The organism is Marinobacter sp., assembly GCF_034669625.1.
In the GTDB taxonomy this organism is placed as follows: domain Bacteria; phylum Pseudomonadota; class Gammaproteobacteria; order Pseudomonadales; family Oleiphilaceae; genus Marinobacter.
Genome location: NZ_JAXMOY010000007.1, coordinates 42,853 through 65,691, shown reverse-complemented (window position 1 = coordinate 65,691; position 22,839 = coordinate 42,853). Strand labels below are relative to the sequence as shown.

22 protein-coding genes are annotated in these 22,839 nt (G+C 57.0%); 12 read left to right on the top strand and 10 right to left on the bottom strand.

Features of this window, described 5'->3' with window-relative positions:
• Positions 1-121: 121 nt before the first annotated feature.
• Entirely contained in the window at positions 122-925 is an 804-nt protein-coding gene (locus VOI14_RS08335) for a secretin N-terminal domain-containing protein (protein ID WP_323751582.1), read from the top strand.
• A gap of 1 nt (position 926) precedes the next feature.
• Here the strand turns inward: VOI14_RS08335 and VOI14_RS08330 are convergent, their stop codons facing one another.
• A complete protein-coding gene (locus VOI14_RS08330; RefSeq protein ID WP_323751581.1) occupies positions 927-1,424 on the bottom strand; it encodes a DnaJ domain-containing protein in 498 nt (165 codons plus the stop codon).
• Between the two features lie 357 nt (positions 1,425-1,781).
• On the opposite strand from VOI14_RS08330, the gene VOI14_RS08325 reads away from it, so the two are divergent.
• From VOI14_RS08325 to VOI14_RS08300, 6 genes are all read left to right on the top strand, one after another.
• The gene (locus VOI14_RS08325) at positions 1,782-2,879 is read left to right on the top strand and encodes an efflux RND transporter periplasmic adaptor subunit (RefSeq protein WP_323751580.1); all 1,098 of its coding nucleotides are present in this window, start codon (positions 1,782-1,784) and stop codon (positions 2,877-2,879) included.
• Entirely contained in the window at positions 2,879-5,959 is a 3,081-nt protein-coding gene (locus VOI14_RS08320) for an efflux RND transporter permease subunit (protein WP_323751579.1), read from the top strand. The genes VOI14_RS08325 and VOI14_RS08320 overlap by 1 nt, the downstream gene beginning before the upstream one ends.
• Before the next feature lie 156 nt (positions 5,960-6,115).
• Positions 6,116-6,427 (top strand): DUF3301 domain-containing protein, encoded by a 312-nt coding sequence (locus VOI14_RS08315; protein WP_323751578.1) that lies wholly within the window; start codon positions 6,116-6,118, stop codon positions 6,425-6,427.
• A gap of 73 nt (positions 6,428-6,500) precedes the next feature.
• Positions 6,501-7,817, top strand: coding sequence for a substrate-binding domain-containing protein (locus VOI14_RS08310; protein ID WP_323751577.1), 1,317 nt, complete (start codon positions 6,501-6,503; stop codon positions 7,815-7,817).
• A gap of 109 nt (positions 7,818-7,926) precedes the next feature.
• Entirely contained in the window at positions 7,927-9,222 is a 1,296-nt protein-coding gene (locus tag VOI14_RS08305; protein WP_323751576.1) for a pyridoxal phosphate-dependent aminotransferase, read from the top strand.
• A 53-nt stretch (positions 9,223-9,275) separates the two neighbouring features.
• Positions 9,276-10,100 carry an inositol monophosphatase family protein gene (locus VOI14_RS08300; RefSeq protein WP_323751575.1) on the top strand — a complete coding sequence of 275 codons (825 nt, stop codon included), beginning with the start codon at positions 9,276-9,278 and terminating at the stop codon, positions 10,098-10,100.
• 12 nt (positions 10,101-10,112) lie between these two features.
• Here VOI14_RS08300 and slmA read toward each other — a convergent pair whose 3' ends face one another.
• From slmA to VOI14_RS08255, 9 genes are all read right to left on the bottom strand, one after another.
• Positions 10,113-10,700, bottom strand: coding sequence for a nucleoid occlusion factor SlmA (gene slmA, locus VOI14_RS08295; protein ID WP_323751574.1), 588 nt, complete (start codon positions 10,698-10,700; stop codon positions 10,113-10,115).
• 83 nt (positions 10,701-10,783) lie between these two features.
• Entirely contained in the window at positions 10,784-11,593 is an 810-nt protein-coding gene (locus VOI14_RS08290; protein ID WP_323751573.1) for a thiazole synthase, read from the bottom strand.
• A gap of 82 nt (positions 11,594-11,675) precedes the next feature.
• Complete coding sequence (thiS, locus tag VOI14_RS08285) at positions 11,676-11,876, bottom strand: sulfur carrier protein ThiS (protein ID WP_323751572.1); 201 nt, start codon at positions 11,874-11,876, stop codon at positions 11,676-11,678.
• 17 nt (positions 11,877-11,893) lie between these two features.
• Positions 11,894-12,214 (bottom strand): DUF423 domain-containing protein, encoded by a 321-nt coding sequence (locus tag VOI14_RS08280; RefSeq protein WP_323751669.1) that lies wholly within the window; start codon positions 12,212-12,214, stop codon positions 11,894-11,896.
• 64 nt (positions 12,215-12,278) lie between these two features.
• A complete protein-coding gene (locus VOI14_RS08275; RefSeq protein ID WP_323751571.1) occupies positions 12,279-13,082 on the bottom strand; it encodes a symmetrical bis(5'-nucleosyl)-tetraphosphatase in 804 nt (267 codons plus the stop codon).
• Entirely contained in the window at positions 13,075-13,905 is an 831-nt protein-coding gene (rsmA, locus tag VOI14_RS08270) for a 16S rRNA (adenine(1518)-N(6)/adenine(1519)-N(6))-dimethyltransferase RsmA (protein WP_323751570.1), read from the bottom strand. The genes VOI14_RS08275 and rsmA overlap by 8 nt, the downstream gene beginning before the upstream one ends.
• A complete protein-coding gene (gene pdxA / locus VOI14_RS08265; protein WP_323751569.1) occupies positions 13,902-14,912 on the bottom strand; it encodes a 4-hydroxythreonine-4-phosphate dehydrogenase PdxA in 1,011 nt (336 codons plus the stop codon). The genes rsmA and pdxA overlap by 4 nt, the downstream gene beginning before the upstream one ends.
• Entirely contained in the window at positions 14,909-16,252 is a 1,344-nt protein-coding gene (locus VOI14_RS08260) for a peptidylprolyl isomerase (RefSeq protein ID WP_323751568.1), read from the bottom strand. The genes pdxA and VOI14_RS08260 overlap by 4 nt, the downstream gene beginning before the upstream one ends.
• A 68-nt stretch (positions 16,253-16,320) precedes the next feature.
• The gene (locus VOI14_RS08255; RefSeq protein ID WP_323751668.1) at positions 16,321-18,630 is read right to left on the bottom strand and encodes an LPS-assembly protein LptD; all 2,310 of its coding nucleotides are present in this window, start codon (positions 18,628-18,630) and stop codon (positions 16,321-16,323) included.
• A 254-nt stretch (positions 18,631-18,884) separates the two neighbouring features.
• On the opposite strand from VOI14_RS08255, the gene VOI14_RS08250 reads away from it, so the two are divergent.
• The 5 genes from VOI14_RS08250 to VOI14_RS08230 all read left to right on the top strand — a co-directional run bounded on the left by VOI14_RS08250 (position 18,885) and on the right by VOI14_RS08230 (position 22,835).
• A complete protein-coding gene (locus VOI14_RS08250; protein WP_323751567.1) occupies positions 18,885-19,931 on the top strand; it encodes an aminoglycoside phosphotransferase family protein in 1,047 nt (348 codons plus the stop codon).
• A complete protein-coding gene (gene murU, locus VOI14_RS08245) occupies positions 19,928-20,620 on the top strand; it encodes an N-acetylmuramate alpha-1-phosphate uridylyltransferase MurU (protein WP_323751566.1) in 693 nt (230 codons plus the stop codon). Before VOI14_RS08250 ends, murU begins: the two co-directional genes overlap by 4 nt.
• The gene (locus VOI14_RS08240; protein ID WP_323751565.1) at positions 20,617-21,366 is read left to right on the top strand and encodes a molecular chaperone DjlA; all 750 of its coding nucleotides are present in this window, start codon (positions 20,617-20,619) and stop codon (positions 21,364-21,366) included. Before murU ends, VOI14_RS08240 begins: the two co-directional genes overlap by 4 nt.
• A 96-nt stretch (positions 21,367-21,462) precedes the next feature.
• Complete coding sequence (gene rpe, locus VOI14_RS08235) at positions 21,463-22,149, top strand: ribulose-phosphate 3-epimerase (protein WP_323751564.1); 687 nt, start codon at positions 21,463-21,465, stop codon at positions 22,147-22,149.
• Positions 22,146-22,835, top strand: a complete 690-nt coding sequence (locus VOI14_RS08230; RefSeq protein ID WP_323751563.1) for a phosphoglycolate phosphatase — start codon at positions 22,146-22,148, stop codon at positions 22,833-22,835. The genes rpe and VOI14_RS08230 overlap by 4 nt, the downstream gene beginning before the upstream one ends.
• Positions 22,836-22,839 lie beyond the last annotated feature (4 nt).

Here is a 22,839-nt window from a genome sequence, read left to right as displayed (position 1 = left end):
TTGACAGGCTGTGTGTAAGGTCTTCATGCTTTTTACTATATACCCACGGTTTTAGGGTTGGCAACCGGCAATTCTGATTATTTTATCGGCAGATGCCTGTAAAAACATGGTGGAGGTCTGCATGAATCTCAAGAAACTGATCCAGTACGCCCGCGTGTCAGCACTCGGGACTTTTCTCTTGCTGGCCTTGTCGGTATTTGCCACCAGCGTTCAGGCGGAACCCGAAGCCCGCATTTATCAGCTAAAGAGTCGAACCGCCGAAGACGTCTCGCAACAGATCCGCGCACTCTACCAACAGGCACCCGTTACCGTTACGGCCCGAGGCCTGCAACTGGTAGTTCGGGGCGAACCTGCACTGCTGGATGAAATCGGCACGCTGGTGAACACCCTGGACGTACCGCCCGTTCAAATGCGCATCAGCGTGCGCTACCGGCAAGATATCGGGGGCAAGCAATCAGGGGGCGGCGTCAGCATTTCCAACAACACGGCGAACGCCAGCGTTCAGCGCCGAACCTACAGCACAAGCTCCAACACTGAACGGCAACTGATTGTTCAGGATGGCCAGTCGGCACACATTACCTCGGGCAACGTCCGCAACTTGCCATTCGCCGTTCAAGGCGGCCATAACCCTGCGGTGATTCTGGAAAAAGTCGAAACCCGAAGCGGCTTCGTGGTGAGCCCTCACGCCATATCGGATCAGTCCATCGAACTGAATATTGTGTCGTTTGAAGAAGACCCGGCAGCCTTGCAGGGCTATGAAACCGAAGCCCTGATGACTATCCGCCGAGTTCAGCCCGGGCAATGGGTCTCACTCGGCGGCACCCAAACTCATGAAACGCACCAGCGGGACGGCATTCTGTATCGGGTCAACGGCAAGCAAGCCGAAAACCAATCGATTGAAGTGAAAGTGGAAGTGATGCCCTGACTCATGCGCCGCGCTTGCCGATCAATACATCCCGGGCTTCGTTCAGCTTGGCGGCCAGATAATCGTTACCACCGCGATCAGGGTGCACTTTCTGCATCAGCTTACGGTGGGCAGCAACAATGTCATCCCGGGTACAACCCGGCTGAACGCCGAGAATGTCGCAGGCTTCCTGTTCAGACATGGGCCCCTGTGACGAGGCATTTTGCTCAGACGACGGCCCGTCACTTTGAGGCCCTGACGAATCACCCATCATTTTTCGAAACATGGGCGCATAACGAAGTAACGCCGGCAGCTTGCGCAACAAAGGAATGATAGCGGCCACCGCCGCCGTTAGTATGTGCACTCGCCCGGTCAGCACCATAAACAGCAACATCGCACCGCCCACGACCAACGCCACCTTCCAGATCGCGGCTTTCTGCCCTTGCGGCGACAAGGCGCCCCACTTCTTAAGCACAACAAATACCGCAGCGGCCAGAGCCAGGCCAAGTATCAGCTGCATGATTGAATCCTCTCCTATCCCGGCTCAGGGATCGTCACATCAGGGTTTGATGGCCAATGTACTGCGTTCGGTCGCGCCACGCACGAATCAATTTTTGCAGATCCGCCCCCAGAGTAATTAAATACCCCTACTATTGATCAAAATAGCCTCAATTCTGGTCAAAAGAGGTCCTTTAAAGCAACCGAGTTAATGACAAACCGCTACAGCTTTTGTAGCATGCTATCTGCTACGCTTGCTGACCATTCGTCACTACCCTAAGCAATCGTCATCAGCCCTTGACTCGCCAGGATAAGCTTCTGCTTTTCTTCGTATTGGCGACGGAATACGCATCAGGAAACCAGCCCCAGGAACTCATCTATGCGCACCGCATCCCGTTTTGTCATCGCCATCATTTTTCTGGGTGTCGTCCTCGGCGGCATCTTCGGCTACAAATTCATGCAATTTGGCCAGATGAAAGAGATGTTGTCACAGCCACAACCGCCCGCCATTATTTCGGTTACTCAGGCAACAACCGAGAACTGGCAGCCCTCCATCAAGGCCGTTGGCAGCATTGAAGCTGTAAACGGTATTGCTGTTTCCAACGAAGTTCCTGGTGTCATTAACTCCATCAACTTCGAATCCGGCGATAGCGTTAAAAAAGGCGATATTCTGATCGAACTGGACGCCGCGATTGATGAGGCTGCATTGCGCACCCGCCGAGCCGAAGCGAATCTGGCCGATCAGGACTTCAAGCGGATTTCCGACCTTCTGCCCAAGCGTGCGGTTTCACAGTCTCAATACGATACGGCGAAAGCCAATTACGACGCCGCTCGTGCCCGCGTCAACGAAGCACAAGCGCAACTCGACAAGAAGATCATCCGGGCGCCGTTTGATGGCACACTCGGCATTCGCATGGTTAACCAGGGTGAATATCTCCCAACCGGCAGTCCTATTGTCGAAGTAAACATGCTGAACCCCATCTACGTGGACTACACGCTGTCAGAGAAACATCTGGCTAACGTTGATCGGGATTATCCGGTGTCTGTCACGGTTGCCTCCGTGCCTGATCAAAAGTTTGAAGGAAAAGTCAGTGCCATCAACACCTCCGTCAGCCCGGAAACCCGCACCGTGCGGATTCGCGCCACGCTGAACAACGATGAGCACCTTCTGCGCCCTGGCATGTTCGCAACCATCCAGACCGGCCAGCCAAGGGACAACAACGTCGTCACGCTGCAGCGCACGGCTATCTCCTACAACACCTACGGCAATTTTGTATTTGTAGTGACTGAGAACGACAACGGCAAGCTGATTGTTGAGCGTCGCACCGTCACGACCGGCGAAGTTCGCAACGGTCGCGCCGCTATCACTTCCGGATTGGAATCGGGTGAAACCGTGGTGTCCAAAGGCCTGCTAAGATTGCGTGCCGGACAACGTGTCGAGATTCAGGACGAATCCGAAAAGGAGGCGTCTGAATAATGCGTTTCACCGACATATTCGTCCATCGGCCGGTGCTGGCCACAGTGGTCAGCTTGCTGATCCTGCTGGTTGGTGCACGGGCCGCCATGGAAATGGAAATTCGCCAGTACCCGAAACTGGAAAGCACCACGGTTACCGTCACCACGGCTTACCCCGGTGCCAGCTCGGATCTGATCAAAGGTTTCATCACCACGCCCCTGCAGCAAGCCATTGCTGAAGCCAGTGGCATCGATTATCTGACCTCCACCAGCTCCCAAAGCGTGTCGACCATTCAGGCCAAAATGGAGCTGAACTACGACGCTAACGACGCCCTGGCAGAAATTCAGGCCAAGGTGGCCAGTCAGCGCAACGTATTGCCGGCGGAGGCTCAGGACCCGGTGATCACATCAACCACCGGTGACAGCACCGCACTGATGTACATCGCCTTCTACAGCACCGCGCTGGATGTTCCTCAAATCACCGATTACCTGACCCGGGTTGTGCAGCCCAAACTGCAGGCTTTGCCCGGTGTCGGTAAAGCTCAATTGCTGGGCCGGACCTTTGCCTTGCGAGTCTGGCTGGACCCGGAGCGTCTGGCCGCGGTTGATATGACGCCGACAGAAGTCGCCGCCAAACTCAGTGCGAACAACTACCAGGCCGCCGTGGGCCAAACCCAGGGCAAGTACACCGAAGTCAGCCTGACCAGCGATACCGACATCGCCGACCCGGAGGCCTTCCGTAACCTGGTGGTCAAGCAGTCCAATGGCACGCTGATTCGGCTACAAGACATTGCCCGTGTTGAACTCGGCTCCCAGAGCTATGACAAGCTTGCCCTCTACAAGGGTCAGCCGGCCACCTATGTCGCCATCGAAATCGCCCCCGGTGCCAACCCGCTGACCGTCGCTGATCTGGTCAAAGGTGAACTACCGGAGATCAAAAGCCAGCTGCCTAGCGGCCTCAGCGTGAGCCTTGCTTACGATGCCTCGGACTTTATCGAAGACTCCATCAACGAGGTAATAAGTACCCTGATCGAAGCCATGATCATCGTACTGGTGGTGGTGTTCCTCTGCCTGGGCTCAATCCGGGCCTCTGTGGTACCTTCCGTTGCCGTCCCGCTGTCTTTGATCGGCGGTGCGTTCATCATGCTCATCTTCGGTTTTTCCCTGAACCTCCTGACCCTGCTGTCGATGGTTCTGGCGATCGGTCTGGTGGTGGATGACGCCATTATCATGGTGGAAAACGTACACCGACACATCGAACAAGGTGAATCCCGTTTCGACGCCGCCATTAACGGCGCCCGTGAAATGGCCACACCCATCATCGCCATGACCACTACGCTGGTAGCCGTCTACGTACCCATTGGGTTCATGGGCGGATTGGTTGGCTCGCTGTTCACCGAGTTCGCCTTCACCCTGGCCGGCACCGTGGTTGTTTCCGGTATTGTCGCCCTGACCCTCTCGCCCATGCTTTCCGCCAAGGTCTTGAAGCCCCATGGCGAACCCGGAAAGTTCGAGCAGTTGGTGGAGAAATTCTTCAACGGCATCGCCAATGGCTACAAAAAAGCGCTGTCATCGTTGATGGAAACCAAGTCTGTCGTCGTGTTCTTCGCGTTGGTCGTGCTGGGCTCCATCTACTTCATGCAGATGATGAGCCAGAGCGAACTGGCACCTACCGAAGATCAGGGCATCCTGTTCCATCAGGGTCTTGGCCCGGAAACCTCCACGCTGGACTACCTGCTTGAACACGGTCAGGAAGTGCAAGAGCGGATGACTGAGCTGCCCGGTTACAAAGAAGACTTCATGATCATCGGCATCACCAGCCCGAACGCCGTGTTTGGCGGTTTCAAGATGGCGCCGTGGAGTGAGCGTGACGTCACCCAGTTTGAAATTCAGCCAAAACTGGATGCCGAACTGAAGAACGTAACCGGCTTACAAACAGCCGTATTCCCGCTGCCTGCATTGCCGGGTTCTGGCGGCGGCCTGCCCTTCCAGTTCGTGGTCAGCACCGGTGGTAGCTATGAACAGCTGGATCAGGTGGCCGACGAAATTCTTGGTAAGGCGATGCAAAGCGGCAACTTCATGTTCCTGAAGAAGTCCATCAACTTCGATAAGCCGGTCACCCGCATTCACATCGACCGTGATCGTGTTGCCGACCTAGGGCTGTCGATGCAGGAAGTCGGGCAATCGCTTTCCAGCATGCTCAGTGGTGGTTACATTAACCGCTTCAATATGGAAGGCCGCTCTTACCAGGTGATTCCTCAGGTTGATGATCAATTCCGCCCGAGCAAAGAGTCACTGGACGAATACTACATTCGTACCGGCAGCGGCGAACTGGTGCCCCTGTCCAGTGTGGCCAGCTACACCGAGGCAGTCGAACCGTCGAACCGTACCCAGTTTAACCAGCAAAACTCGCTGACACTGGAGGGCGTCGTCATGCCGGGTGTTGCCGCCGGCAGCGCCATGGAATTCATCGAGAAAACCGCAGAAGAGGCGTTCCCGCAAGGCTTCAGCTTTGACTACACCGGGGCCTCTCGACAGCTGGCAAACCAAGGTAGCGCCCTGGTGGTCACCTTCTTCCTGTCGCTGCTGGTGATCTATCTGGTATTGGCTGCCCAGTTTGAAAGCTGGCGCGACCCAATCATCATTCTAGTTTCCGTTCCGATGTCGGTGGCGGGCGCCATGGTGTTTATCGTGCTCGGCTTTGCCACCATGAACATATACACCCAGGTGGGCCTGATCACGTTGATCGGGGTGGTGTCGAAGAACGGTATCTTGATCGTGGAGTTCGCCAACCAACTGCAGAAAGAACGTGGTCTGAACAAGGTCGACGCGGTGATCGAAGCAGCGGCAATTCGCCTGCGCCCGATCATCATGACCTCTCTGGCGCTCATTTTTGCGATGGTCCCGCTGCTGATCGCAGTAGGCCCGGGCGCACAAAGCCGTTTCGCTATTGGCCTGACCATCAGCGCTGGTCTGGGCATTGGCACTTTGTTCACCGTCTTCGTGCTACCAGCGTTCTACATCTTGCTGGCTCGTGATCATCACAGCGAAGCCGGTGACGAGTACAGCGATGAAAAAGAGGTCGTGAAAAGCTCCACCTGACCTCAAGTTTGACCCGCCACCAGAGCTGTCCGCGTCTGGTGGCGGGCAAACATCACACACCTCGACAATTCCCCGAACCGACGCAATAAGGTAGTCTGGCGCTTCACCGGTTCAATCGACCATTCCCCCCAAACCATCAACAGGGCCGCCCGCACTTTGACTCTCGGAACCCTCTTCTGGATTTTCACAGCAGGCTTCGCCGCTTGGTACTGGTGGCAAGCAAAAGCCATCAAAGACTTTGTAATGGACGCTGCTCGTCGTTACTGCAAAACCATGGATGTGATGCTGTTGGACGACGCCGTCTTTCTCAGAGGCATCTGGTTCAAGCGTGACGACACCGGCAGCGTTCGGGTCTGGCGCCGATTTCTGTTTGATTTCACCACCACGGGTGAAGAACGCTATACCGGCCGAATCATCATGCTCGGGCGCAAAATCATTCAGATGGAGCTCGAACCCCATAAATTCTGATTTCTGAAACACAGATGTCACATTTCTGTAGCATCCTGCCCCCATCGCAATCGTCCTGCATGGGTTTTCATAAATGCCTACACCCTCCCGAGCTTCACTCATCCGTTTTGTAGTCTGCGCAGCGCTGGCACTACCTTCACTCGCCTTGGCCCATGAACTTGAGATTCATGGTTCCAACACCGTTGGAGCCACTCTGGCGCCATCGCTGGTCGAAGGTTATCTGGAGCAGCTGACCAACGATAAGATCTACCGCCAACCGACTTCCCGCGAAAACGAACAGATACTGGTCGCCAGTCAACAAGGTAAAAAATTGTCCGTACTGGTCGCCGCCCATGGTTCCAGCACTGGCTTTCGCACCTTGGCAAATGGTCAAGCCGATATTTGGGCTTCTTCTCGCCCCGCACGTCCCAGCGAAGTGGAGCAGGTTAGCCAAACTACAGACCTCAGCGGACTCGAGAGCGAACACGTGATTGCCATCGATGGCCTCGCCGTTCTGGTCCACCACTCAAATCCGGTCAGCCAGATGAGCATTGAAACACTTCGAAAGGTGTTCAGCGGCCAAATCCGAAACTGGGCGGAGATCGGCGGAAGCAACAATCCCATTCGCCTGTACGCGCGAGACGACCGCTCAGGCACCTGGGATACCTTCAAGACGCTGGTGCTCAGAAAAACGGCGCCCCTGCATGATTCAGCCCTCCGATACGAATCGAACGATCAGCTGTCCGATGACGTCTCCCGCGACCCATACAGCATTGGTTTTGCCGGACTGGCCTCTGTTCGTGACAGCAAGCTGCTCGCCATTTCCGACGGCGATGCCCCGGCTCTGAAACCCAATCAGCTGACCGTCGCCAGCGAGGACTACCCGCTGTCGCGACGGTTGTTCATGTACACCTTGGGCGAGCAAACACCGGAACTGGCGCAAGGGCTGATCGATTATGCCCTGAGCGCTGAAGGTCAGGCTCGGGTAGCGGGCTCTGGTTTTATTTCCCAGAACCCAATCGCCGTGAAGCCCGAGCTGGATGCCTCGGTTCCGGAAAGCTTCAAGCGCCTGACCCGAAGCTACCAGCGCTTGACCGTCAACTTCCGCTTTTCGGAAGGCCGCACCAAACTGGACAACAAAGCCCACCGGGATCTGTTACGAGTAAAACACTATCTGGAGCAACACCATCGCTCTGCCGACGACCTGCTGCTCATTGGTTTTGCCGACGCTCAAAGCGATGAGCTGCGCGCGCAGATGATCTCCGAACTGAGGGCGTTGTCGGTTCGCCGCGCCCTGAACCACTTGGGCATTCAGTATGTCTCCTACACCGGCTACGGCCACTACATGCCCGTCGGCGGCTCGGGCAATCAGCGCAATGGCCGGGTGGAAGTGTGGATAAAATCCAAATGATGACAGCCCTCAGGATAGCGTAACGGGAAATCCCTACGTCTATACCGAACACAGGCCTGTTGCACGGGCCTATACTGCCATTGTCACCTCCTACCAACAGACGGGAACAATGGACATCAAAAAAGATCACCTCTACGCGATCAACCTGAACGTTCGGGGCATTCAGCCTTCGGCTACCCTTCGCATCAACGAGCAAAGCAATCAGCTGCGCGCGGAAGGCAAAGACATCATCAAACTGGGCCTGGGGCAGTCACCGTTCCCGGTGCCGAAGCGAGTGGTCGAAGCCCTCAAAGATCACGCGCACGAGAAGGACTACCTTCCGGTAAAAGGTCTTAAAGGTCTGCGAGAAGCCATCTCCGGCTATATCAATCGCAGCGAGCGCATGCGCTCTACCTGGGAAGACGTGCTGATTGGCCCGGGCTCCAAAGAGTTGCTGTTCATACTTCAGTTGGCCTATTACGGCGACTTGCTGATCCCACGCCCGAGCTGGGTGTCTTATGCTCCGCAGGCCCGTATCATCGGCCGCTCGGTCCATTGGCTTCCTACCCATGCGGAGAACAACTGGCAGCTGACCGCCGAAGAACTGGATATCATCTGCCGGGACGACCCGTCACGCCCGCGCATCCTGATCCTGAACTATCCGTCCAACCCGACCGGTTGCACCTACACCGACGACCAGTTGCTGGCCATCGCCAACGTGGCGCGCAAGTACAATCTGATCTTGCTGTCGGATGAAATTTACGGCGAAGTGCACTTCGATGGCCGGCACAAATCCATTGCTCGCTACTACCCGGAAGGCACCATCATCAGCACAGGTATGAGCAAGTGGCTGGGCGCCGGAGGCTGGCGTTTGGGTACGTTCATCTTCCCGCCCGAACTGCGACCACTGCAAGACGCCATGGCGATCATTGCCAGCGAGACGTTCACCTCAACGGCGGCTCCCATTCAGCATGCTGCCATCACGGCCTTCAACGGCGGTGAAGACATTAACGAATACCTGAATCAGTCCCGCCGGGTGCTCAAAGTGGTGGGCGAATACGTTCACCATCGTCTGAGTGAAATGGGCGCCATTGTGCGTAAGCCCGAAGGCGCCTTCTACCTGTTCCCGGACTTCTCGGATTTCAGCCAAAGACTGGCCAACAAAGACATCAAAACCTCGCAAGCGTTCTGTACCGCACTGCTGGAAGATACCGGCGTTGCCATCCTGCCCTCCAGTGATTTCGGGTTTGTTCCCGACCACATGGGCGCACGGCTGGCGTTTGTCGACTTTGAAGGCGCACAAGCCCTGGCCTTGGCCGGCGGTGATTACGCCGATCAGGAACTGGCCGATGACTTCGTCCATAAAGCCTGCCCACGCATCGTGCTGGCCATGGACAAAATGGAGAAGTGGCTGAACAACCTGTAACGCCCCACCATGTTAGACTGGCACCCTCACGCTTAATCACTCCCGGGGGTGCCATGTCTGATTCTCTGTCGCTGCACGACATAACCGATTTCGCCGAAGCTCTGGCCAAAGAGGCCGGCGAGCTGATCCGCCGCGAGCGGGAAGAAAGCACCCTCCGCACCGATTACAAAGGCCAAACCGAACTGGTCACCCACGCCGACGTTCTGGCCGATGAATTTATCACTAACGCCATTCGTGATCGTTTCCCTGACCACCGTATTCTGTCTGAAGAAACCATGCCGGATCTGACTCAGGCCGAGCATCTGGACACCCCACTGTGGATCGTCGATCCCATCGACGGCACCGTCAACTACGCATACGGGCACCCGCAGGTGGCGGTTTCCATTGCCTATGCCGAACGTGGGCAAGTGCAAGTGGGCGTGGTCCATGCGCCCTTCCCCGGTGAAACCTTCCGCGCCACCAAAGGCGAAGGGGCCACACTGAACGGCCAAGCGATCGAACACAGTGGCGCCACGTCGCTGCGGCAGTCGCTGTTCGCTACCGGTTTTCCTTACACCAAAGACAATCTGGAACCGTTGATCCAGCGGCTAGACGCCATGATTCACCAGTGCCGCGACCTCCGTCGAATCGGCTCTGCGGCGCTGGATATTTGCTGGGTGGCCTGCGGCCGGCTGGATATTTACTACGAAAATGTCAGCCCGTGGGATTTCGCGGCGGCGCGCCTGATCGCTTGGGAAGCCGGCGCAACAGTGGGCCATTTCGGCGAAGTGCCCGCCGATTACCCTGCGGACCTGTGGGGCCGGGACATTCTCATTTCCGCACCAGGGGTATGGGAGCCGGTACGCGCGATTCTGCGGACAGCCTCTGGCTACGAGTAAGCCGGGGCTGAGTCAGCCCCAGACCGCCTCAGACACCAAGGCCCAGGCCTCGTCGAAATCCGCGCTCGGTAAACGGGTGAACGATGAGCGGACAAAACGCTGAATTCGCCCTTCCAGAAACACCATCACAAAATCGGCGCCTCGGGCCGCGCTAGTGCGAGGGCGTAAGCCCTGCCGGATTTCCCCTTCCTTCAGCGACTGGCGAAGCTGAGTTTCCAAGCGCTCAAAAAACTGGGACGCCCGCTTGCGCAGAGACTCGTCTTCCCCCATCAAGGCATCGCCGGTTAACACGCAGCACAGCCCTGGGTTGCGCTCGGAAAACACCAGCGCCAGATGCACAATCTGCTGCAGTCGCACACGTACATCTTCCTGCTCTTGCAAAACGACCTGACAGCGGGAAAACACCGCCTCTTCGGCGAATTCGATCAGCGCCTCAAACATCTTCCGCTTGCTGGGAAAATGCCGATACAACGCTGCTTCGGTAACACCAACGGATTTGGCAAGGCTGGCCGTGGTGATACGGGCACCGGGATCTTTTTGCAGCAGCTCAACAAGAGCCTGCAGGATCGTCTCCCGCCGGCTGGGTTTTTGATTGGTCATATCAGGACTACAGCGCTCTGGAATTCTGGTTTTAATTTTATACGCCCTCTCCTCTGGCGGGAGAGGGTCGTTAATGACAGCGATTAAAAGAAGGTTCCGTCAATGGGTGATGATGCACTGGCGTACAGTTTCTTCGGCATGCGGCCCGCAAGATACGCTTCACGGCCGGCTTCGATGGCCAAGCGCATGGCATTCGCCATTTTGATCGGATCTTTGGCCTGAGCAATGGCCGTATTCATCAGCACACCATCACAGCCCAGCTCCATCGCGATGGTCGCATCGGAAGCCGTGCCCACACCGGCATCAACCAGCACTGGCACCTTGGCGTTTTCCACAATCAAACGAATGTTATAGCGGTTCTGAATCCCCAAACCGGAACCAATCGGTGCACCCAGCGGCATGATGGCAACACACCCCATCTCTTCCAGACGCATGGCCAGCAGCGGGTCATCCGAGCAGTACACCATTACCTTGAAGCCCTCTTTGATCAGCTCTTCAGCGGCGGCCAACGTTTCTGGCATATTCGGGTAAAGAGTCTTGTGCTCACCCAGCACTTCCAGCTTCACCAGATCACGACCGTCGAGCAGTTCACGGGCCAACTTGCAGGTGCGCACAGCGTCTTTAGCGGTGTAGCAACCGGCGGTGTTCGGTAGAATGGTGTAGCTGTCCGGTGAAATCACATCCAGTAGATTCGGCTCATCCGGATTCTGCCCAAGATTGGTACGGCGAACCGCCACCGTCACAATCTCTGCCCCGCTGGCTTCAATGGCATGGCCCGTTTCCATCAGATCGTTATATTTCCCGGTACCCACCAACAGACGGGACTGGTATACCTGACCTGCAATTTCCAGAGGCTTATCTTCGGGGAGCTGGATTTCCGGTGTATCTGTCATAACCTACCTGAGTTGTATGATAAAAAGAGGGGTGCGTTCACGAATTGGAACCGAGTGAGAGTCGACCACGGAGAAGGTGGAATCAACCACCACCGATGGCATGCACGAGCTCTACCCGGTCGTTTTCACTGAGGGTAAATTCCGCGTGCTTGCTGCGGGGCACTATGTCCTCGTTGACCTCAACAGCGACCCGTTTACCGGTCAGCTCAAGGTGCTCAATCAACGCCGAAATGGTGACTCCGTTGGAGAGTTCCATCACGTCTCCATTAACCTGAACCTGCATAGCTCTGCTTGTCTCCGTCATCGTCTCAATGCTGCTGCAACCAGCAACGCCCAACCAATCATCAGGCACACTCCACCAATCGGTGTTACCGGCCCAAGCCAATGGGCGCCGGTCAGCACCAACAGGTACAGACTGCCGCTAAACAGCACGATACCCGCCAACCAGAAACCACAGGCCACGGTCAGCATACGGTGATTCAGGCGCAGCGCGGGCATCAAACTCGCAACAACCAACACCAGGGCGTGGTACATCTGATAGCTGACGGCGGTCTGGAACACGTCCAGCCCGCGCTCGCTAATTACATGGCGCAGGCCATGGGCACCGAAGGCGCCGGCCATCACCGCCAACAAGCCCACCAGTGCGCCAGCCACCAAGGCCCAACGCAACACAATGGTTTTAGGGCTAACTGCAATCACAATGCACTTTCTCCCCGGTATCCAGATTCATCAGCGTCAGGGCACCGCCCCACACGCAACCGGTATCCAGACCGATAAACCGGTCGCTGCCGGTGTCACCCTCGATCGCCGCCCAGTGGCCGAAAATCACTTGGACATCATCCTGCCGGGGGTAACTGAACCAGGGTGCGAAGCCTTCCGGCGCGCTGTCTACCGATTCTTTGGCCGTCAATTCCAGACGCCCGTCCTCAGCGATAAAACGCATGCGAGTTAAGTAGTTAGTAATCACTCGCCAACGGTCCATACCGGAGAGGGTATCACACCAGCGCTCGGGCTTATTGCCATACATTTGGCTGAAGTATTCTTCGGCATCGCTTCCTCGGATGACCGTTTCCACTTCGCTAGCGCAGGCCACCGCCTGCTCAACACCCCAGATATGAGGTAAGCCGGCGTGGGTCATAATCAGGTTCCGGTCGGCATCGTGCACACACAACTGCTGCTGTCGAAGCCAGTGCACCAAGCGGTCACGATCCGGCGCTTCAAGGATGTCGTGCAGCGTGTCTTTCTTCTTCGGACTGTGGCCGCCCAGAGCGACCGCCAACAGGTGCAGGTCGTGGTTGCCCAGCACCACCTTGGTGGCATCACCCAAACCTTCCAGATAACGCAAGGTTGCCAGCGATGAAGGCCCCCGGTTGATTAGATCCCCGGCCACCCACAGCCGATCCCGCGAGGGAGAGAAATCGACTGCGGCCAGCACATCCCGCAAGCGTTCATAGCAACCCTGAATATCGCCAATGGCGTAGTCAGTCATTACTTACCTCTTCCGCGCCGCCGTTCGCTGATTTCGCATCCGTCAGCAGGTCAGCAATTCGCACATAGTCCGCCAGGCTCAGGTTCTCCGGGCGCAGGCCGTCGTTGATATCCAGCGACTGAAGTTGCTCCACCGTCACCATAGCCGCCAGCGCCTTGCGCAGTGTTTTACGGCGGGCATTGAACGCCGTCCGCACGACCGACTGAAGGGTTTTCAGATCCTTTGCGGGGTATGGCAGTTCCTTATGAGGCACTAGCCGAACAATGGCGGAATCCACCTTCGGTGCTGGCCGGAACGCACCCGGGCCCACTTCAAACAACGGCTGCACTTTGCAGAAGTACTGGGCCATGATGCCCAAGCGGCCGTAATTGTTGTCGCCCGGAACTGCCGCCAGACGTTGCACCACTTCTTTCTGCAGCATGAAATGCATGTCTTGCACCACACCGGCCTGCGCCAACAGGTGAAAGATCAGCGGGGTCGAGATGTTGTACGGCAGGTTACCGACTATGCGCAGCGGACGGTCAGTCGCCAGCTGGCTGAAATCGAAGCTGAGCGCATCGGCTTCGTGAATTTGGAAGTCCGGGTAGTTGAAGAATTTTGTACGCAACACCGGAATCAAATCCCGGTCGAGCTCGACCACCTGCAAGCGCGGGTTGATCGCCAAAATTTCTTCGGTAATCGCACCCAGACCCGGGCCAATCTCAACGATCACATCTTCTTGCTTCGGATTGATCGAGCGGACAATTTTTTCGATCACGCCCGGGTCGTGCAAAAAGTTCTGGCCGAAGCGTTTACGGGCCTTGTGGCCATGCTGGTTACTCATTCATGTTCTCCGGCTGTAGCCGCCTGACGGCAGCGGGCCATGTGTTCACCCACGCGAATGGCGGTATGCAGACTGCCAGCATCGGCTTTGCCGGTGCCAGCCAGGTCCAAAGCGGTGCCGTGATCCACCGAGGTACGCACAATCGGCAACCCCAGTGTGATATTTACCGCACGGCCAAAGCCCTGATACTTCAAAACCGGCAAGCCCTGATCGTGGTACATGGCGAGTACCGCATCGGCGTCGTTCAACCAATGCGGTGTGAATAACGTGTCTGCCGGCAGAGGGCCGGTCAGCTGTATGTTTTCCTGGCGAAGCTGATCCAGCGTGGGCTCAATCACTTCGATTTCTTCCCGTCCCAAATGACCGCCTTCGCCCGCGTGGGGGTTCAGTCCGGTCACCAGAATGCGCGGTTGCTCAATACCGAAAAAGGTTTTCAGATCCGCGTTCAGAATCCGCGTCACCTGGATCAGACGTTCCGGGGTAATAGCCGCCGATACGTCTTTCAACGGTAAGTGAGTGGTTACCAATGCAACTCGAAGTTCTTCCGTGGCCAGCATCATCACTACCCGCTCAACGCCGCATAATTCCTGCAGGAACTCGGTATGGCCGCTGAACGCAATGCCGGCTTCGTTGATCACACCTTTGTGTACGGGCGCCGTCACCATGCCATCAAAGTCACCGTTCAGGCAGCCTTGAGCGGCCAGCGACAGCGTAGCCAGTACGTACTGGCTATTGCCCGTATTCAGCTCGCCAGCTTGCGTAAAGAGGCAGCCATCAACATGGAAGACCGACAAGTGGCCAGCACGGACTTCCGGCTGCATGCCCGGTTGCCAATCGTGCAGTTCCACCGCGAGGCCCAGTTGCTGGGCCCGCTGTTCCATCAGGTTTTTGCCGGCGATCACCACAATGCCTGCACCACGGTTTTCACCCGCCAACTGCAAGCACAGCTCCGGCCCGATTCCGGCCGGCTCGCCGGCGGTCAGCGCCAGAATGACCGGTTTCGTCATGATGCCTCTTCTTCCTCGCTGCTCTCGTTCATATCAGCGTACTCGCCTTTGAACTCGACAAAGGCTTCGTCACGGATTTCCCGCAACCAGTTCTGCAGTTCGGTTTCGAACTTGCGCATATAAATCGCCTGACGTGCCTTGGAAGCACGGCTTTCTGCGGTGACGTCCTGATTCCGACGCTCTTCCACCAAGATCAAATGCCAGCCGAACTGGGACCGAACCGGGCCATAAACTTCGCCAACTTCGGCCTCGATCATGCCTTTTTCGAATTCCGGCACCATCTGGCCGGGGCTAACCCAACCCAGATTGCCACCGTCAGAACCGGAAACCGGGTCATCCGACAATTCACGGGCCAGCTCTTCAAAGTCGGCACCATTTTTCAGCTGCTGATAGATGTCACGAACCTTGCGCTCGGCCTCAACTTCGGTCACGGCCTCGGAAGGACGAATCAGAATATGACGGGCACGGTGCTGTTCAATAAAGGTTTGCTGCTCACCACCACGCTTGTCCATCACCATCACCAGATGGAAGCCGCTGTTGTTTTCCAGAACTTTCGACGGTGTGCCCGCCTCTAGTTTTGGTACTACCGGTGCAACCAGTGAAGGCAACTGGCTTTCCGCGCGCCAGCCCATGTCACCGCCGTCCAGGGCGTTACTGGCGTCCGATTCGGCGACCGCCACTTCCCGGAAGTCGCGGCCATTCAGGATTTGCTCTCGCAGACGTTCTGCCGTTTCCCGAGCTTCCGTCACAGACGCTTCGCTACCGGGATCATCCACCTGGATAAAGATGTACGCCAAACGGTATTCAGCGCCCTGACTGCCGGACGCCTTCTGCGCCTGCAGGTAGTTTTCCACCTCACGGTCAGTAATCCGAATGCGGTTACCCACCCGGCTCTGCTGCACCCGACTGGTCAGCATTTCGTTACGAATCTGCTCCCGAGCCTGCTGGTAAGTCACACCTTCCTCGGCTAGCTGCTCCTCGAACTGAGCCAGAGTCAGACCGTTGCTGGCGGCGATGTTACTCAAGGTTTCGTTCAGCTCATTGTCGCTGATCCGCATGCCCGTTGAGTCGGCCATTTGTAGCTGAACCGATTCCACAATCAATTGCTCAAGTACCCGTTCTTCCAGCATTTTGCGAGGCGGCAAACCGGTACCTTGCGTGCTCAGGCGGCCGATAATGGTGTTCAACCGTGCTTCCAGCTCAGTTTGTAGAATCACACCGTCATCGACAATGGCTACCACACGATCCAATACTTTTCGTTCCGCATGGGCTGCCACTGACAAGGCCGTCATGGTCAGTGCCAACAGCAGAGTCAGTCCGTGGCGTACAGTCGCCTTCATAGTCACCTCTTGGTTTATAAATTCACAGCCGCCCTGCCGTGCGTCAGGGTTAACAGCCTTAGTTCGTTTTAACGGTACGTCGTTCCAAAACGGCGGCGTTCGCGCTCGTCATAACCGTAGATCGCATCACCGATGCTGTCGGATGCGCCGCCACTACCGCCAAGCCCTTTCAGCTCAATACGGAACAGCAAACGGGTATCCAGTTGTTCATCATCGGTCAGGTAGTTCTGGTGCACCACCTGGAAACTCCAGCAGCAGTTGTTATATTCGAGACCCGCCAGCGACCCCACCGTGCGGTCGAGTTCCGAGTCCCACACCCAGCGGCCGATGGCGCTGAGTTTATTGGTTACCGGGAATACCGTGCCAATATCGGTTTGTTCAATCTCATCCGGGCGACTGTAGGTGTGCCCCAGCGTTGCCAAATAGCGGTAATCCTCGGAATGGAAGATCAGTTGGCTGCGCCCTTCTTCGGTTTTCTGGGTGTCGTGGTCCCAAAGGCCCGAGGTGCGAATTTCCAGATTATCCAACGGGTTCAATACCAACTCGCCCGCCAGCGGTGAATTGGCACGGTCCGATGCCCCCTCATCAAATAAACTCACGTCCCGGTCATCAAAATAACGGATCTGACCAATACTGATCCGGGCACGCTCGGCCCCCGTCACCAGATCGTTGAACCGGCTGGTCAACGACACCGTCAGCTGGTTCGCGTCCCCTACCCGGTCGCCGCCGCTAAAACGATTGCGCTCGAACAACCGATCAAACCGGAAACTTTTCACATCGGTATCGAAGTCCGGGATGTCATCCTGATCCGAGTCGGCATCGGCCCAAGCGTAGTACAGCCGCGGCTCCAATGTTTGATTGTAAGGAATATCGAACAGGCTGGAACGGCGGTCGAAATACAGTCCGTTATCCCATTCGAACACCGGCACAGTGCGGTCAAAACTGCTGTTGGCCGTGGTGTAATCGTCCAGCTCGTAGCGGGTGTAATCCAGACTCACCGAGGGCCTACTGAAGCCCCACAAGGCACGCATGGGCAGCGCGACTTCGGGAATCGCCCTTAGCCGGTGGCCGTTGGCCTGATCCAGCCCGGTCAGGTCGTCGTTATCCCGGTAGAACCAGGTGTATTCGCTTTCTATTCCGGTCTGGAACGCACCGACATCCACTGCGCCAGAGTACAGCACTTCCGGCAGCTGGGCGTAGGGTTTGTCAACGTCGGCAATACTTTCAGAAATCGTCTGATAATCATTCAAATAGGCATTGAAATACTGGTACTGATCCGAATAGCCCACCCCGCCTCGACGCTGCAGATGGGTGGTTTGGTCAATTTCCAGCGACCGGTTCAAATCACTCAGGTAATCGTCGTCCGACACCACGGCGAAATCTCCGTAGCCGCGCCATCCGCCGCCGAAGCTGGCACGTGTGGAGAAGTCCAACGCCCAGCGTTCACCGTCAGCACCGGCAACTTCGTCTTTATAGGCGGAGTCGTCATTGATATAACCAAGCTGCAACACCGATTCGCCATACCGGTTCAGATAACGCCCTTCTGCTTCAGTAAACAAGCCCCGGCCGTGAATGTACTGGGGCGTGAGCGTGGCGTCGTAATGAGGAGCCAGATTCAGGTAATAAGGCAAAGCAAAGAACGCACCGCTGCCGGCACTGGACGAACCAAATTGCGGGTACAGAAAACCGGTCTTGCGGCGATCATCAATGGGGAAGGTGATATAGGGCCAGTAGAACACCGGCGCATCCAGCACTTCCAGGCGCACATGTTTGGCAGTCCCGAAGCCCTCGGCCTGATCCAGTTCGATGTCGGAAGCGACAATGGCCCAATCGTTCTCACCCGGGCCACAGGTTGTGATCAGACCATCGGTGATCACTACCTGATTCTCACCCACCCGCGACAGAGACGACGCCTCGCCGCGAAGCTCAGAACGGTGCAGCAGGAAGGTGGCCGTGTTGATATCCAGTTGGCCAGAATCGGCCGAATAATTAGCATTATCGCCGGTTAACAGAAAGCCTTCGCCCCGGCTGACCATGGGGCCTTGAAGATTCAACTGGCCAGACTGAGTGTTATAACGGGCCTCAGAACCGGAGGCCTGAAAACTGCCCTGGCGCAGACGAACGTCACCTTTCAGATACAGCTCGGCATCCACTTCATAACGGGCATCCAGCGCGCTGGCTTCCAGAGGCTGATCACCCGCAGCACCGGCCGAAAACATTGGCGTCTGGCCACTTGCTGCGGTCGACGGTAAATACCCGCCTCCGCAAAACACCGGAATCTGCGCCTGTACTTCGGGGGGCAACTCGCTTCTGGGGCGCCAATCCATTTCGGCGGCACTCGGCGTTTTACCCTCGTGCTCTTCGGCCAGGGAAGCCATTGGCGCAACAACCACTGCCAGCAAAAGCCCGGCTAAACGAGGCTTGAACCACAACAGCTGACGGTAACGGCTGGGCACGACGGCAGGCTTCCTGTTTCAAATGAATGATGACTGTTTTCAAGAACAGCTGCCTAGTTTACACGCGCCCCCCGAGCTTGTTAACGGAAACACCGCTGCAAATCCGTTTTACGCTCTTTATACTCCTCTGCTAACGTTGCTACACAACAGAACAACTCAGGAATTACCATAAAATCATGGATACCCGTCTACAGCAGCTGACCGACTGGGTCAGGCAATTTCCCGGTTTTGACAGCGCCAGCCCGGAACCCGTTTCCGGTGATGCCAGCTTCCGCCGTTACTTCCGGGTATGGCGGGAAACCTCCGGGCAGCCGCGCACGCCGTTTATCGTGATGGACGCGCCGCCCGAGCACGAAAACTGCGAGCCGTTCATTGCCATCGCCAAACACTGGCACCAACACCACATTAACGTGCCCGACATAGCCGGCGAAGACCTGAACCAAGGCTTCCTGTTGCTGGAAGATTTCGGCGACAACCTGATGCTAGGCGCGACCAACGCTGACAATGCCGACACCTATTATCGACAGGCTTTGGACGAGCTGGTCCGCATCGCACAACAGTCCGCACCCGCTGACTACCCGCTTCCCCGATACGACGACGCCATGCTGGACCGGGAAATGGCACTCTTTCCCGACTGGTTGCTGGAGCAACATCTCGGGCTGAGCCTCAGCAATCAGGAACGAGCATTGTTGGACACCGCCTTCAGCCTGTTGAAGGAAAGCGCGCTCACGGAGCCGGTAGTTACCGTGCACCGCGACTACCATTCTCGCAACCTGCTAATCCTCGATGACCAAACCGCCCCCGGCGTCATTGATTTCCAAGACGCCGTCACCGGTCCCGTCACCTACGACACAGTCTCACTGCTAAAAGACTGCTACGTGCGCTGGCCGGAAGAGAAAATTCTGGAATGGCTGGAATACTACCGCGTGGCCAGCCTCAACGCTGGCCTGCACAGGGCAGACCCGGACACCTTCCGCCAGTGGTTCGAACTGATGGGCATGCAGCGGCACCTGAAGGCCGCCGGCATTTTTGCCCGCCTGGCGATTCGCGATGGCAAAACCGGTTATCTGGGTGATATCCCCCGCACCGTCAGCTACATCCGCGATGCCAGTGCCCGTCAGCCAGCCTTCCGGCATTTCCATGAATGGCTGTGCGGCACCGTGATCCCGGCCATTGAAAGCAAAATCGGCCCGGTGCCCATCCCGGGGAAATGCTCATCGTGAAAGCCATGATCCTGGCCGCCGGCAAGGGCGAACGCATGCGTCCACTCACGCTGACCACGCCGAAACCACTGCTTCGAGCCGGCGGCAAGCCGCTGATCGTTCACCACCTGGAAAATCTTCAGCGTGCTGGCTTTCAGGACGTGGTGATCAACCATGCCTGGCTCGGCGAACAAATCGAACAACACTTGGGCAGCGGTCAACAATTCGGCCTGAACCTGCACTACTCTGCCGAAGGCGAACCTCTGGAAACAGCCGGAGGCATCGCGCGCGCCCTGCCCATGCTCGCTGACGAAGACGACGGGTGGTTTCTGGTGATCAACGGCGATATCTGGACCGACTTCCCGCTCGGCCAATTGCAGCCACCCACTGCCCCCAACTGCGATGCCTTGCTGGTGCTCACCAATAACCCCGAACACCACCAAAACGGCGATTTCCGGCTATCGCCGGACGGACTGCTATCCTCAGAAGGCGAAACCAAACTTACCTTCACCGGCATAAGCCTTCTGCGCCGCCGTTTGTTTAGCGAACTCGACGATACCGCTGGCAAACTTGGCCCGGTGCTGCGCGATGCCATGGCACAACAGCGAGTACGTGGTTTGAAACATTCGGGCCTCTGGATTGATGTGGGCACCCCTGCTCGGCTGGAGCAACTCGACACCTTGCTGACGGAAAGCACACCGCGACCATGACCAAAGCCACAGGACCGTCTTTGCCGGCAAGCATTGAATCGGTGTTCTTGGACCTGCTACGCGAGCTGTCCAGTTGCGGGCATCAAGCCAACACCTTGATCGAACGAGCCAAATTGCCACGTCGTTGTCGAAAGCCGCTGTTCTTCTTTCTGGGCTATATCGCCAAAGCCGATGGCCGGGTGATGGAAGGCGACATCCGCTACGCGGAACTGCTAATGAAAGCGCTGCGCCTATCCACCCGCCAACGCAAAAAGGCCATTGAGCAATATCAGCACGGCAAAAATGCCAGCGGCGTGCCGCTGCACCGCGGACTCTGGAATCGCCTGTTGGCGAAACTGTCTCCTAGCGCGGCGATCAAAATGGCCATGTGTTTGTGTCACGGGGCACAGATTCTCGGCCAGCCCAGCAAAGAGCGGCGCTACCGCTGCGAAGACGCCATCGACAACCTCGGCCTGCCGATGGCCATCAGCGACGACATCTTTGCCAGCTATGCCAGCAAAGTGTGGATTCGCTCCGCCGGCACGGCGGCCAAACCCAAAAACTACGAGCAAGCCTGCGAGATTCTGGGCGTTACCCGCCGAGACAGTTTCGAGTCCATGAAACGCACTTACCGTAAGCGACTGTCAACCTGTCACCCAGACAAACTCTCACAACAAAACCTGTCACCACCTGAACTGGCCGCAGCCAAAGACCAGCTTCTGCGCTATCAACAAGCCTGGGAGTTGATCAAACGGCACAACCGTTAACAAAACCCTATCCCCCACTCTGCGAAAACCGGCGACAAGCTGATAGACTTACTGACTTAAATAGCTGCCGTAATTCACCTGACCGAGAGTGCGCCGATGAACCCTTACCTGATTGCTCCGTCTATCCTCTCCGCCGATTTCGCCCGTTTGGGTGAGGAAGTCGATAACGTATTGGCCGCGGGTGCCGACGTGGTGCACTTCGACGTCATGGACAATCACTACGTGCCCAACCTCACCATCGGCCCCATGGTGTGTGAAGCGCTGCGCAAGCACGGCGTCACCGCGCCAATCGACGTGCACCTGATGGTGTCTCCGGTCGACGACCTGATCCGCATGTTCATCGACGCCGGCGCCAGCTACATCACCTTCCATCCGGAAGCATCCAGCCACATCGACCGCTCCCTGCAACTGATCCGTGACGGCGGCTGCAAAGCCGGACTGGTGTTCAATCCGGCCACCCCGCTGAGCTACATGGATTATGTGATGGACAAGCTCGACATGGTGCTGATGATGTCGGTCAACCCGGGCTTCGGCGGCCAAAAGTTCATCCCCGGTACGCTCGACAAACTGCGGGAAGCCCGCAAGCGCATCGACGACAGCAACTACAACATCCGTCTGGAAATCGACGGTGGCGTGAAAGTCGACAACATTCGTGAAATCGCCGAAGCCGGTGCTGACACCTTCGTAGCCGGCTCGGCCATCTTCAACACCCCGGATTACAAGGCCACCATCGAAGCCATGCGCGAAGAGTTGGAGCAGGCGAACAAGGTCATTGGCGGATGAGTTTAAAAGGCCTGTTCAACACCAGGTGGCCCGCTGCTGCGCTGTTTGATCTGGACGGCACACTGGTTGATAGCGCGCCCGATCTGGCAGCCGCCGTTGACGACATGCTCATTAAGTTGGGCCGAAACCCGGCCGGGCTTACCAGCGTGCGAAATTGGGTGGGCAATGGCGCCAGCATTCTGGTGCGCCGCGCACTGGCCGGCAAAACCGATTGGGAACCTGCGTCACCGAAAGACGACGCCCTGCACCCGGACGCGCTCGGCATTTTCTACCAGAGCTACGCCGAGCTGAACGGCCGCCATGCGGTGGTGTTTGATGGCGTGTTCGAATGCCTGAACCACCTGAAAGCCAACGGCTGCCGCATGGCCGTAGTGACCAACAAGCCCGATCAGTTTGTTGCACCACTGCTGAAACAGACTGGGCTGGCGCCGTATTTCGAACTGTTCGTAGGTGGCGATACGTTACCAGTGAAAAAACCGGAACCCGCCCCGCTGCTACACGCCATGGAAAAACTGGGCAGCACGATAGGCACCACGGTGATGGTGGGTGATTCCGCGGCAGACGTAAACGCAGCCTTGAATGCCGGCATGCCCTGCGTTGCCGTGCGCTATGGCTATAACTTTGGCGCCTCCGTCGATAGCCTTGGCGCCGATGCGGTGGTGGATTCGCTGACCGAGCTTTTATAAACAC